Here is a 13,057-nt window from a genome sequence, read left to right on the forward strand (position 1 = left end):
CCATGCGCATTTCCACCAGCTGGATGTACCAGCAGTCCGTCAGCCAGATGCAGGCCGAGCAGAGCGCGGTCAACGCTGCTCGCAATTCGGTCAGTACCGGCAAGGCCGTCAGCGTCGCCTCGGACAATCCGGTCGCCGCGACCCAGATCGTGTCCATCAGCCACCTGATGGCCAGCCAGGACAATTACGTCAGCGGCATCAACAGTGCCACCACCAGCCTGTCGCTGGAGCAGTCGACCTTGTCCAGCATCAGCAACCTGCTGAACCAGGCCAACAGCATCGCCATCCAGTCAGGCAACGGCGCCTTGTCATCCTCCGATCGCAGCGCCATGGCCACCCAGCTCAGCCAGGTCCTGACCCAGTTGCAGCAGTCGGCCAATACCACCGATACGGCCGGCAATTACCTGTTTGCCGGCACCGCCGCCGGCCAGCCCTTCGTCTCCAATGACGATGGCAGCATCAGCTACCAGGGCACGGACAACACCCAGATGGCGGCCGTGGGCTCCGGCCTGCAGGTCGCGACCGGTGATGCCGGCAGCAAGGTATTCATGAATATTCCGGCCGGCAATGGCAGCTTCGTCGCCAGCTCCGACTCAGCCAATACCGGAACCCTGATTGTCGGCAGTACCTCGGTCACCGATACCAGTGCCTACAACGCCGCCGTCAGCAGCGATGGCGGCAATTACAAGATCAGCTTCGACGGCGAAGGCACCTGGACCGCAACCTCCACCAGCGGCAGCGATGCCGGCAAGACGGTGGCCACCGGCTCATACACGGCAGGCGATACGTCGGGCAATGAGTCGATCAGCTTCAACGGCATGCAGATCGGCATCACCGGCACGCCGACGGCCGGCGACAGCGTGGAAGTGACATCAGGCGCCAAACAGGATGTGTTCACCACCTTGCAGAACATGGTCACCGCGCTGAACGACAGCAGTCTCAGCAGCACCCAGCTGACCAATACCATGAACCGCCAGCTGGAATCCCTGCAACAGGCGACCAGCCAGGTCACCACCACCGAGACCAGTGTCGGCAGCCGGTTGAGCATGCTGCAGACCCAGTCCTCCAACTACTCCGATCTCAGCGTCACCTACAAGACGGCGCTGTCCGGTTTCCAGGATGCCGACATGTACCAGGCCCTGAGCTCGCTGTCGCTGCACACCACGGCACTGCAGGCCTCCGAACAAGCCTTTGCCAAGGTCTCTCAGCTCAGCCTGTTCGACTATATCAAGTAAGTCTCCGCTCCACTTCAAGGCCGGCGCAAGCCGGCCATGGCGCCGTGTTTTGACCAGTCATTCCGAATCCGCCAAAGCTTGTCGCCAACCGGCACAAGCCGTCTCCCCGCCGGCCGGAGGCTTCGAGCCGCAGGGCCTGGCCCGGTTGCTGCGCCGCAGCTTCCAGGGCGAAGATCTTCGCGGCTATGCCCAGACCTTGATTGCGGCTGCCGGCCAGTCCGATGATCCGTATCTGCTGCTTGAGCTCAGCCTGTGCCTCTTGCTCTGCTACCAGCCCGAATCGGCCTTGGCCGTGCTGCGGCAAGCCATCGGCCAGCAGCAGGTATACCAGCTGCAGCGCCAGGCCGGAGCCAAGGGCCTGCGCCTGCTGGTAATCAAGACGGCAGGTGATCTGATGGCCAACACGCCGTTGGAATGCATTCTGGAAGACCAACCCGTCGATGCCGACGTGGTCTATGTCGACGCGCAGCATCCCCTGCCCCGGGATCTGCCCGAACATGATCTGGTCTTTGTCGCCATTGCCGAAGCCGATCCGCATCTGGCCATCCTGCAACGCCTGCAACAGGATCTGACGAACTGGCCACGGCCGGTGCTGAATGTTCCGCAGGCGATTCCCGGCCTGGCCCGGCCGCTGGCCAGCCAGGCTCTGGCCGATATTCCCGGCCTGCGCATGCCCAAGGTAGGCCGTATCGGACGTGAAGCCTTGCAGGCCATGGCGGACGGTCAGGGCCCCGAGGCCGTATCCACGGAGGGCTTGTGCCCGTCCTTTCCATGGATCCTGCGCCCGCAAGGCACTCATGCCGGCCAGGGCCTGGAACGCATCGCCGATACCTCAGCCCTGGCGGTCTATCTGCAGCGGCAGCCCGCACATGACTTCTTTCTGGCGCCCTTTGTCGACTACGCCTCCGCCGATGGCCTGTTCCGCAAATATCGCATCGTGATGGTCGATGGCCGGGCATGGCCCTGCCATATGGGCGTGTCCGAACACTGGATGGTGCACTACCCCTATCCGGAGATGATCGAACATCCCCAGCGGCGTGACGAGGAAGCCCGCTTCTTCGCCGGATTCGACCAGGATTTCGGCAAGCGACATGGCAAGGCCCTGACCGCCATCTATCAGCGTCTGGGACTGGACTATGTCGGCTTCGATTGTGCCGAGACCGCCGACGGCGAACTGCTGATCTTCGAGGTCGCCAATGCCCTGGTGATCCATGCCATGGACAGGCGCGACCTGTTCCCCTACAAGGTCCCGCAGATGCAGCAGGTCTTTGCCCACTTCGCCGCCATGCTGCAAGGCCGGGCCGGCACCGTATCGAGTTGAGCCCATGAGCACCGTCCAGCTGTCCGCCAATGATCTGAACTTCTCCGGCGGCCCCGGCGCCCTGCCCCATGAGGTCTTGTTGCAGGCCCAGCAAGCCATGATCGCCTTGCCCGAAACCGGCCTGTCGGTGCTGGGCATGAGCCATCGCTCGGCCTGGTTTCGCGAGCTGCTGGACGAAGCCGAACAGCATATCCGCGACCTGCTGAATCTCGAAGACCGCTATGCGGTGCTGTTTCTGCAAGGCGGCAGCAGCCTGCAGTTCTCGATGATTCCCGCCAATTTCGCCCATGGCGCCAAACGGCCCACCGAATTCGTCGCCTCCGGCTACTGGAGCGGCAAGGCCATCGGCGAAGCCGCCTGCGCTGCACCGGTCAAGGTACTGTGGGATGGCGGGGCGGACGGCTATCACCGACTGCCGGACTTCGAGGAACTGGCGTGGAATCCTCAGGCCCCGTTTTTCCACTACGTAAGCAACGAGACGGTCGAAGGCCTGCAATTCCACCAGACGCCCCGCATGGAAGGCGCCACCGTGATCAGCGACATGTCCTCGGACTTTCTGTCGCGCCCCATCGATGCCGGCCGCTACGCCATGATCTATGCCCACGCCCAGAAAAACCTGGGTCCGGCCGGCGTTACCGTCGCCATCCTGGATACAGCCTTGCTGGATCGGATACCTGATGGCCTGCCGCCGATGCTGGATTACCGCACCCATGTGCGGCATCGCTCGATCTACAACACCCCACCGGTGTTTTCACTGTATGCATTGACCTTGATCTGCCGCTGGCTGCGCCAGGATATCGGCGGCCTCGATGCCATGGAGGCGATCAACAGCCTCAAGGCCGGCCGTCTGTACCAATGCCTGGACGACATGGGTGGACTGGTGATTCCGCAGGCCGAACGCGACTTCCGCTCGCAAATGAATGTCGCCTTCCGCTTCCGCGACACAAGACTCGATGCTCTGTGCCTGCAGGAGGCGGCCGACGCCGGCTTCTCGGGCCTGGGCGGCCATCGCTCCATCGGCGGCCTGCGCGCATCGATCTACAACGCCGTACTGCCTGCCGCCGTAGAATTGCTGGCCGAGTTTCTGGAGGATTTCGCCCGGCGGCATGGCTGAACCCGCCGGCCGCAGCGGCCGCGGCTTGTCACGTTGCCAGATGGAAGAAGGGCGGCCTTGGGCCGCCCTTCTTCCATGTCAATCCGGCAACCAGGCGTCTCGCCATTCAACCAGATTCTGGCCGGTCAAAGTCCAGTCGCGCATCACGGCATCCCGCAAGGCATCACCCATGGCCGCCGTGGCATCCAGATCCGCCACATGCATGCGGATCGCCGCCACCCAGTCCTTGAAGCGATTCTTGACCCGGGTTACCGGCAAGTCACCGCGATAGGTGATCAGATCACTGCAGACCACCGGAAAACCGCAGGCACCATACTCCAGCAAGCGCAGATTGCTCTTGCAGTGGTTGAACAGATTGTCTTCCAGGGGAGCCACCGCCAGATCCAGATTCAATGAGGCGAGCTTCGCCGGATACTGCTCGATCGGCACGCCAGTATGGAATTCTTTCACGTACGGCTTCAACTTGTCCGGACACATCCCGAAGAACACCCAGTCGACTTCATCGGCCAGCTCACGGACCACATCGGCAATCAGTTCCAGGTCACCGGTATGGCTGGAACCACCGCCCCAGCCGACCCGCGGCTTGGCGCCCGCTCGCCGTTCGGCTTTAAGTCCAGACCACCAGTCCGTCGGCAGACGATTCAACACCACCCGGATATCGTCATGCATGTCGGCAAACTGCTCGGCCAACACCTGAGTCGACACCACGAAGCGATCCGTCATCGCCACCGCCTGTCGCAGCTGCTTGCGCAGATCCTTGGGCATAGCTCCGCGATGAACCGACTTCATCGGCAGATTGAACATGTAATCGTCCAGCTCGTAGACCTTGAAGGCATCCGAGAAGCGCAGATAGCGGCGCAGGGCTTCGCGCTGCGCATCCGTATGCTGGCGCTGCAGGATGATCGCATCGGTCTCGAAGCGTGCCAAGGTAACCGGAAGCAACAGCGCCTCGGTGACGGTACCCTCCAGCACCTCTTCCCGATGCATCGCGGCAAAGGGCTGACGTACCCGGTAGTGCCCGCAGCCGGTACGATCCGCCGGATGACAGACCACTCGCGGCTGCACCTTGGTCACCAAGGGCTGCCAGGCGATGTGCCTATACGGATCAAGCTCGAAACCATGGCCTGACAAGGACAGATTCCGGTTGTAGGCCGGGTCGGCCGCCATCCACGGCAGCCAGCGCCGATACATCACCTCCTGCTCGGCCCGGAAGCGCGCGCGCTTGGCCGCCTGCTGACCCTCATCCAGCTGGCGCTGGCTGACGCTGCCATGGTGCATGACATGGGCATGCGGCGTCCATACGATCAGATAGCCTGCCTGCTGCACTTTCAGGCACAGATCGATATCGTTGTAGGAGACGGTGAGATCGGCGGCATCAAGACCGCCGACCTGATGGTAGATCTCGGCACGGATCATCATGCAGGCAGCCGTTACGGCCGAATACTGCTGATCGAATTTCAACCGCTGCATATAGCCACCAGCCGAGGCCGGGGAGCCGATAAAGGGATGGCCCGCCACCCGGTCCAGGCCCATCACGACACCGGCATGCTGCACGCGTCCGTCAGGATAATAGAGCTTGGCGCCGACAATGCCGACTTCCGGTCGCTGGGCGTGATGCAGCATCGCCTCCAGCCAGCCGGGTTCAAGCATGGCGGTGTCGTTGTTCAGCAACAACAGATAGTCGCCGCGTGCCTGCAGGGCGGCCTGGTTGTTCATCGCCGAATAATTGAAGACGCCGGGATGGCGCAGCACACGGATCTGCTCGCCAGGCAAAGCGTCGAGGCCATCCAGATAGCGACAGGCATCGGGATCGTCGCTGCCATTGTCCACCACTAGCAGCTCGAAATGCGGATAAGCCGTCTGGGCCAGCAGGCTGTCGATCAAGGCCGCCAGCAAGGGCAACTGGTTGCGGGTAGGAATGATGATGGAAACCAGCGGCCGCTCGGCATGCAGGTATCTGACGCGTGTACTGCCGGCCAAGGGGCCGGGCATCAATTCATGGGCGACACCAAGCCGCTGCAGATGGCGGCCGATGAGCTGAGGCCAATGCATGGCCAATAACGGTGACTTCAACCAGGCATCGAAGGAGGTCTGCGCACTGTACAGGGCCTCCGCGATGTGCCCGATGGCCGCCGGCCCATGCTGCTCGGCCAGGCGCAACAACAGCTCGGCCGGAGCCGCCGCCTCCAGCGCCGGATCGGGGCCGCCCAGCTCCAGCCAGGCGCTGCGCCGGAACACCAGGCCCCGCCCAACGTAGGCATAGCCACGCAGCAGGTCGAGATTGAAGTCCGGCTTGAAGATCGGTTCGATGCGCTGTCCTGCCACAATCCGGTCTTCATCCATATAGCAGGCCTGCAACCCGGTCAGCGCTGTGACGCGATCGGCGACGATCCAGGCCGTAGCCACATCCAGCTGGTCTCCGATGTCGAGCAGGAAGATCCAGTCCGCCGGCGAAGCCGTCACCACCGCCAGGCAGTCCTCGCCAAAACCTTCCGCCACTGTCGCCAGCACCTTGATGCCGCCCGGATAATCGGTCGCCTGCAGCGACAACAGGCTGCGCTGCAAGGCCGCCGTGTCGCTGTCATCACCCATCAGCATTACCGCCAAGCGTGGCAGCCCCGCCCCCTGCTCAAGCCGTCGCCGCAGCACGCTGACCACCGCCGGCCGCAAGTGCATCTCGCTCAACTGGGCCGTATAGGCCGGCAGCGGCGTCTCCGTGGGGGCAACCTCCGTCCCGGCACCGGCCCCATAGCCGGTGAGGCGATGAATGCGTGCGGTCGATGCCAGCCAAAGCGCTGGCATATCCCTGTCCAGCAAGGCAGCCAACCAGCGGACCTTGTCCATGGGCGAGGCCGCCGGCATCAACCGGTGCAAGGCGGAATCGGAGGCCAGCTGCCACAGCCCAAGACAGATCACCAGCCGCAGATCGACCGGCACCCGGTAGCACCACTCGCCATCCAACCGCTGCAACCGGCCCTCGGCATCTTCGTGGACATGGGCAGGCAAGGCATCGAACCATTGGCCGTCCAGCAGGCCCTGGTCATCGGCCTGATCATGCAGGAAACCCGCCCAGCGCCGCAGCGCCGAAACAAAGGACTCCAGCCTGCCCAGGCGTGCCATCTCGCGCAGCCGGCACAGCCAGCGTCGAGCGGCGGGCACCCCGACGGCCACTTCTGCATGAAACTGCAGATCGGGTCCCAGTTGCGCTTGCACCTCGGAAACCGGGGCCATAAAGTGGATGGAGCGCACCCACCCCCCCGTCATGCCATCGCTGCGCCATTGCTGCACTCGCCGCATCACGGCCTGGCTTGCGGGCACGGATACCAGACCCTGCAGAACCTTGAGCGCCTCAGGGCATGTGCCCCAGACACTGAGGCTGGCCGCTATCTGGCTGTCGCTGGACGATGGCAGGAAAACGGCTGTTTCCGCCTGCAGCAGCGACCTTGCCTTGCTTGCCAGCAAAACCTGCGGGGCCTGCCAGTCCGGCATGACCTGAAAGTCCAGCACCGGCTGCAGCGGCCCTGCAGTCACTGCCGGAGCGGTATTCCCGCCATGACCCACTCTCAGCATCACGCCGTCGGCATGCAGCAGGCGCGCCAACCCGGCAGACCGTGCCGCCTCATCTGCTGCCGGTGCTTGATTGCAACAATATGCGCCGTCATTCATCACGATCAAGGCATAGTCCAGATCGCCATCCAGCGTCGACCAGGCACACCGGGCCAGACGGATCCCCGGCTCAGCCGGCAGCAGATGCTGCAGTGTCCGCACCTGCGCCGTACGCGCTTCCACCAGATCCAGTTGGTAGCCTGCAGCCAGAACCGCCTGCGCCAGTTTTGGCGGGGTGTCTCCCAGCAGCAAGGCACGAGGCTGCGCATGCGCCTCCGCCAGAACTTTGAGCAACAGAATCAAGGCTTCCAGCCCATGCAAGGCCTGTGGCCCCGAAGCGCCATGTGTCGTCCAAGGCTGCAATGCCTCGCTCAAAGTCTGCCCGCACTGCCGGCGCAAGGCCTGAGCAAGCGTATCCCGCATGGGTGCAGGTATCACCGCGGACCACTCCGCCGCCGGCTGCCCGGCCGACCGCAGCATCGCTCCGCACACGGCATTCGGCCAGACGGCGGCCTGCAGACCGCTTGCCGAAGCCGCCTGATCGTCCACTCCTGCCGCCGTTGACGCCTGGCCCCAACCGGAAAGCATCTCCAGCCCGGCATCTGTTGCATTCATTGCGGCCAGCCGCAGCAGCGACACGCTTGCCGCCGGATCATCACTATCCATCTCGCCCAACTGGATCTGACCGATATCGGCAGCGACAGCGTCCAGCACCTCGATCAGAGCGCCACCGCCGACGGCATACACATATTGTGTCGCAGCCTGACACAGCAGCCAATCCGCCCTGCCCTGCATGCGCCGGCAGGCATGCGCCCAGGCCGCCTCGACCGTCAACGCCTCGGGCCAGGGGCAAGGGCGGGTGTGCGCCGGTGGCAGCTCCCTCCAGGCCTCCGGCATCTCGCGCAGATACAGCAGGACCTGCTCGACTCCACAGGCATGCTGATAGTCCAGCCAAGCCTCCAGAGTATCGTCCACTTGATCAACTACGGCGCAGGCAACGATCGAATACTTCATGGCACTCCAGGCACGGATTCAGTGTCAACAAAATGTGGATGCAAGCATCGCGCCCCACTTGCAAGCACAGCCCATGCCAGTCGCGGACCAAACGAGCGAATCCGAAGCTGGCCGGGCCGCCCGCCGCAAGCCGCCGGCAAGCCGTTCCGGACTTCGCGGTGACCCGCCCTGCGGACAGGTCAGCCTTATCGCACGCCGAGCAACGAAACCCGACACGAAAGGGCTAAAGTTTTTCCGGGCAGCGCCGAAACAGGAATCAAGGCGGGCGCAGTCGCATCATGCAGCACGACCGCCGGGTAAGCCTTTGTGCTTGTCTACAACGCCATCGACCCGGTAGGAGATACCCATGGCCCTCGTAATCAATACCAATGTCTCGTCGCTGACCGCGCAGAGCAATCTGAACAAGACCCAGAGCATGCTGTCCAAGGCCACCGAAGCGCTGTCTTCGGGCCTGAAGATCAACAGCGCCGCCGACGATGCCGCCGGCTATGCGATCTCCCAGCGGTTCACCACCCAGATCGGTGGCCTGAACCAGGCCAATTCCAATGCCAGCGATGCCATCTCGCTGGCCCAGACCGCCGAATCGGCGCTGTCGCAGATCACCTCCAATCTGCAGGCCGTGCGTGATCTGGCCGTGCAGTCAGCCAACGGCACTTATACCTCCAGCGACCGCAGCGCGATCAATACCACCGTGCAGCAGTACCTGTCGGAAGTGACCCGTATCGCCAATCAGACCAGCTTCAACGGTCAGAATGTACTGAATGGATCGACCTCGGACATCACCTTCCAGGTGGGTGCCAATGTGGGTCAGACCATCACCGTCGATCTGGGCTCCGGCGTCCGTGCCGACCAGCTGGGTGGCAACGTTGCCGAGGCCAGCACCAACAGCTTGGCCAGCGCCTTTACCAATGCAACCGGTGGTACATCTACCGTAGACATGAGCAAGATCAGCATCGATGGCGTAGCACTTTCCGGTACGGCCAGCAGCGCCCAGGACGTTGTGGATGCAATCAACTCGACCGACTTTACCGCGACCGCTGCCAATAGCGGCACACTACCGAGCGGCGCCACGATCTCGGCTTCGCTGAATGCCAGTGGCGGCATCGACATCTTCCAGTCGGGTGGCGGCACGGTCGATGTCAAGGACACCGGCTCACTGGATACCAACAGCCTTGCTGCCGGCGCGACCAGCGGAACCGGTGGCACCATCACTGCCGGCACCACCTTGTCGGTTCTGGGTGATGGTTCCGCTACAGCCGAGGTCAGTGGCGCCGCATCAGGGTCACTCTCCGGCGGCAATGTATTGACGGTCAGTTCCGCCAACGAACTGATTGCCCGCATTGACCAAGCCCTCAGCACTGTGTCGACCTTCTCCAGCAACCTGGGCGCGATCCAGAACCGGTTCCAGTCCACCATCTCGACGCTGACCGCGCAGTCGGACAATCTGACCAGCGCCCAGTCGACGATCCAGGATGCGAACTTCGCTTCCGAGACTGCCGATCTCAGCAAGGCGAATGTGTTGCAGCAGGCAGGCATCTCGGTGCTGGCCACGGCCAACTCGCAGCCGCAGCAGATCCTCAAGCTGCTGCAGTAACAGCGCAGGTGAATATCGAAATATCCTTCCGCGGATGATTCGATAGACCCGGGCGGCGGTACGCAGGTACCGCCGCCTTTGATGCAGGCCGGCACGCCGTTTTTCTTGCAGCCGGCATCTCGTGATACAACACCCCCATTCCGACGGGCGCCCGACCATGACCACGACTTCCAGCACCTCCAGCACCTCCTCGCTCAGCTCCCTGCTCAGCGCGCTGTCCGGTACTTCGTCCACCTCATCGAGCACGGGCAGCTCGTCCAGCGGCACCACTTCGACGTCGGGCGCCACGGTCAGCATTCCCGGCCTGGGCACCGGCCTGGATGTCAGCAGCATCGTTACCGCCCTGGTCAACGCCGAGAAGGCGCCCAAGCAGGCACAGATCGACAGCCAGACCAGCCTGATCAACACCCAGGTATCCGGCCTCAATACCCTGCAGTCCGCACTGGAGTCCCTGCAGTCCGCCGTCAGCGAGCTGACCGCCAGCGGCAGCTACGACACCTTCGATGCCACCTTGTCAGGCACTGATATGGGCTCGGCCACCGCGACCAGTGGTGCGGCGGCCGGCTCCTATGCCCTGCAGATCAGCCAGCTGGCCACGGCTCAGAGCCGCACCAGCGATGCGGTGGCCTCGGGCACCAGCATCGGCAGCGGCAGTCTCAGCTTTACCGTCGGCAGCAAGTCGGTCAGCATCTCGGTCAGCGACGGGGACTCCTTGTCCGATATCGCCAGCGCCATCAATGGCTCGGCCGGCAATCCAGGCATTACTGCCACCGTGGTCAACGGTACCGACGGCGCCCACCTGATGGTGACCTCGACCCAGACCGGCACCAGCAACGGTTTCAGCGTCAGCGCCGGCTCCGGCAGCAGCGACACCCTGAGTGCGCTCGCTACCCAGCTGGATACGGCGGGCAGCAACGAAGCCCAAGATGCCAAGCTGACAGTCAACGGCGTCGCGGTCGACAGCGCCACCAATACGGTCTCCGGCGCAATCCAGGGGGTCAGCCTGAGTCTGACCACCACCGGCTCGACCACCCTCAACGTCAAGGTCGACAATTCCACGACCACCCAGGCCGTGCAGGACTTCGTCACCGCCTACAACAGCTATGCCAGCACCATGAGCTCGCTGTCCGCTTATGATGCGACCAGCAAGACATCGGGCCCGCTGCTGGGCAATCCCGTACTCAACACCATCCGCAACCAGGTCAATTCGATCATGTCGGGCCTGGTATCGAACAACAGTCTGGGCTCACTGGCCCAGGTCGGGGTGACCCGCGACGGTGACGGCAATCTGACCCTGGATACCAGCAAGCTGACCGCCGCTTTGAACAGCAATCCGACCCAGGTCAAGGATCTGTTCGCCGGCACCAACGGCTATGGCACCAAGCTGACCACAGCCCTGACCAGCTTCACCGCCAGCAACGGCATCATCGCCAACCAGCAGACCTCGCTGCAGAGTCAGCTGACCTCGCTGAGCTCGCAGCAGACGGCTCTGGACAAGCGCATGGCGGTCTACCAGAGCCAGCTCAGCACTGAATACACCAATCTCAGCACCTTGATGTCCTCGCTCAACCAGACCAGCAATTATCTGACCCAGTTGAGCGATCAGCAGAACAAGAGCTCTTCCTGACGAGTCGCACGATCATGGCCTTCAACCCCCGCAATGGCGCCGCCGCGTATCAGCAACAGCGCGCGGCAGGCAGCATCGAAGATGCCGATCCGCATCGGCTGACCGGCTTGCTGTTCGACGGCTTCGTGGACTGCATCAACCGTGCCCGCGGCCATATGGGGCGCGGCGAGATTCCGGAAAAAGGCCGTCAGATCACCCGCGCCATCGCCATGGCCGAGGAGCTGCAACGGGCCCTGGATCCTTCGGTGAAGGCCAGCCCGCTTCCCGAACGTCTCGGCGCGTTGTATACCTATATCCAGCGGCGCCTGCTGGAGGCCAATCTGCACAATGATCCGGCGGCACTGGACGAATGTCTGCGCCTGATCCAGCCGATTCGCGAAGCCTGGGCAACCATCAGACCGCAGTATCTGGCCGAGAGGCAGCAAAGCACGGAGCAAGGCGCTTGACCGATCAGCCCACGTCCCCATTGGACCAGCTGCAGCAACTCAGCGAACTGATGCAGTCGGCGGCCAATCTGCATGACTGGCCCAGGGTGATCATGCTCAACGAGCGCCGCAACACCATTCTGCAGCGACTGACCAATATCGATGACGAGCACCGCCCGCAGTTGCTGGCCCTTGTGGAAACACACAACCAGCTTGTCCACCACGTCAACCGGATCCAGGACTCGCTGACCCGCCAGCAGGCCTATCTCGGCATCAGCCGGCGTGGCGTCAGTCGCTATCTTGCCGTCGAACAGGCGGGCCAGCCGTGAGCCAGGCCTCCGGCTTGAACTGGCAACGCTTCAGTGATCAGATCAGCCTGGAAACCCAGCTGCGCTTGCAGCTGGAGGTCCTGCCCCATGATTTCGCCCCTGCCAGCGGCCAGATGCAGCTCAATGCCAGCCTGCTGGAAACCCTGCTGGCCTTGGACAAGCCCAAGCGCCCACTGCTGGTCGATGACGAGCGCAATGACTATTCAGGCGAACTGCAGCTGATCTCGGCCCGGCTGGACCTGGTGATGGCCATGCTGGGCCGGATCTCGCCATCCGTGGAAGCCAGCCGGCACCCGCTGCGACTCAACGCTTGTGGCGCCTTGCTGGACCCTGCCCTCACCGGATCCGGGGAAACTGAATTACCGCGACGCCTGCTGCGCCTGTACTTCGAGCATTGTCCCACGGTCCCCCTGGAGCTCAGTGGCACACTTGACCCCGCCCACCCCGGCTTTGTCGGCTTAGATACCCTGTCCCCGGCAGTCCATGATGCCTTGGAGCGGCTGGTATTCATGCATCATCGCCGCCAGGTTGCCGCCTCGCGCGGCAAGTGAGCGATCTGCCGGCCAGCCAGCCGCTTAAGCCCGCCGGCACGTCCCCGGATATGATCCAGTCCCCAGAAACACGACCTGCGGCCAAAATCCGGACATCTGTCAAAAAATCATGCATCCAAAGATATGCCAACCAGGGCTTGCCGCCAAATAAATGGCAATACAAGGCCCGCTCCCTTCATGCTGCAGGTGCAGACTTCGCATCTTTTTGCGGAAAAACGAAAGCTTCCCCGCTCTCCCGATC

At 63.1% G+C, this 13,057-nt stretch carries 9 protein-coding genes; 8 read left to right on the top strand and 1 reads right to left on the bottom strand.

What is annotated here, in order from left to right:
* The first annotated feature begins 2 nt into the window (after window positions 1–2).
* From flgL to FRAAU_RS10230, 3 genes are read left to right on the top strand one after another with little or no spacing between them, the layout of a single operon-like run.
* Complete coding sequence (gene flgL, locus FRAAU_RS10220; RefSeq protein WP_014403454.1) at window positions 3–1,235, top strand: flagellar hook-associated protein FlgL; 1,233 nt, start codon at window positions 3–5, stop codon at window positions 1,233–1,235.
* Between the two features lie 49 nt (window positions 1,236–1,284).
* Window positions 1,285–2,556, top strand: a complete 1,272-nt coding sequence (locus FRAAU_RS10225) for an ATP-grasp domain-containing protein (RefSeq protein ID WP_014403455.1) — start codon at window positions 1,285–1,287, stop codon at window positions 2,554–2,556.
* 4 nt (window positions 2,557–2,560) lie between these two features.
* Entirely contained in the window at window positions 2,561–3,670 is a 1,110-nt protein-coding gene (locus FRAAU_RS10230; RefSeq protein WP_014403456.1) for a phosphoserine transaminase, read from the top strand.
* Between the two features lie 78 nt (window positions 3,671–3,748).
* Here the strand turns inward: FRAAU_RS10230 and FRAAU_RS16540 are convergent, their stop codons facing one another.
* Window positions 3,749–8,290: a glycosyltransferase gene (locus tag FRAAU_RS16540; protein ID WP_014403457.1), complete on the bottom strand. Its 4,542-nt coding sequence runs from the start codon at window positions 8,288–8,290 to the stop codon at window positions 3,749–3,751.
* A 346-nt stretch (window positions 8,291–8,636) separates the two neighbouring features.
* On the opposite strand from FRAAU_RS16540, the gene FRAAU_RS10240 reads away from it, so the two are divergent.
* The 5 genes from FRAAU_RS10240 (at window position 8,637) to FRAAU_RS16545 (ending at window position 12,816) form a co-directional block, all read left to right on the top strand.
* Window positions 8,637–9,884 carry a flagellin N-terminal helical domain-containing protein gene (locus FRAAU_RS10240; RefSeq protein ID WP_014403458.1) on the top strand — a complete coding sequence of 416 codons (1,248 nt, stop codon included), beginning with the start codon at window positions 8,637–8,639 and terminating at the stop codon, window positions 9,882–9,884.
* A gap of 157 nt (window positions 9,885–10,041) precedes the next feature.
* Window positions 10,042–11,511 carry a flagellar filament capping protein FliD gene (gene fliD / locus FRAAU_RS10245; protein WP_014403459.1) on the top strand — a complete coding sequence of 490 codons (1,470 nt, stop codon included), beginning with the start codon at window positions 10,042–10,044 and terminating at the stop codon, window positions 11,509–11,511.
* A 14-nt stretch (window positions 11,512–11,525) separates the two neighbouring features.
* On the top strand, window positions 11,526–11,957 hold the full coding sequence (gene fliS / locus FRAAU_RS10250) for a flagellar export chaperone FliS (protein ID WP_014403460.1): 432 nt from the start codon (window positions 11,526–11,528) through the stop codon (window positions 11,955–11,957).
* Window positions 11,954–12,265 carry a flagellar protein FliT gene (gene fliT, locus FRAAU_RS10255; protein WP_014403461.1) on the top strand — a complete coding sequence of 104 codons (312 nt, stop codon included), beginning with the start codon at window positions 11,954–11,956 and terminating at the stop codon, window positions 12,263–12,265. Before fliS ends, fliT begins: the two co-directional genes overlap by 4 nt.
* Window positions 12,262–12,816: a PilZ domain-containing protein gene (locus tag FRAAU_RS16545; protein ID WP_014403462.1), complete on the top strand. Its 555-nt coding sequence runs from the start codon at window positions 12,262–12,264 to the stop codon at window positions 12,814–12,816. Before fliT ends, FRAAU_RS16545 begins: the two co-directional genes overlap by 4 nt.
* The last annotated feature ends 241 nt before the right edge of the window (window positions 12,817–13,057 follow it).

The sequence above is a fragment of the Frateuria aurantia DSM 6220 genome (assembly GCF_000242255.2).
Classification (GTDB): domain Bacteria; phylum Pseudomonadota; class Gammaproteobacteria; order Xanthomonadales; family Rhodanobacteraceae; genus Frateuria; species Frateuria aurantia.

Coding starts and splice junctions, on each gene's coding strand:
- flgL (WP_014403454.1), top strand. CDS start 3: ATGCGCATTTCCACCAGCTGGATGTACCAGCAGTCCGTCAGCCAGATG.
- FRAAU_RS10230 (WP_014403456.1), top strand. CDS start 2,561: ATGAGCACCGTCCAGCTGTCCGCCAATGATCTGAACTTCTCCGGCGGC.
- FRAAU_RS16540 (WP_014403457.1), bottom strand. CDS start 8,290: ATGAAGTATTCGATCGTTGCCTGCGCCGTAGTTGATCAAGTGGACGAT.
- FRAAU_RS10240 (WP_014403458.1), top strand. CDS start 8,637: ATGGCCCTCGTAATCAATACCAATGTCTCGTCGCTGACCGCGCAGAGC.
- fliD (WP_014403459.1), top strand. CDS start 10,042: ATGACCACGACTTCCAGCACCTCCAGCACCTCCTCGCTCAGCTCCCTG.
- fliS (WP_014403460.1), top strand. CDS start 11,526: ATGGCCTTCAACCCCCGCAATGGCGCCGCCGCGTATCAGCAACAGCGC.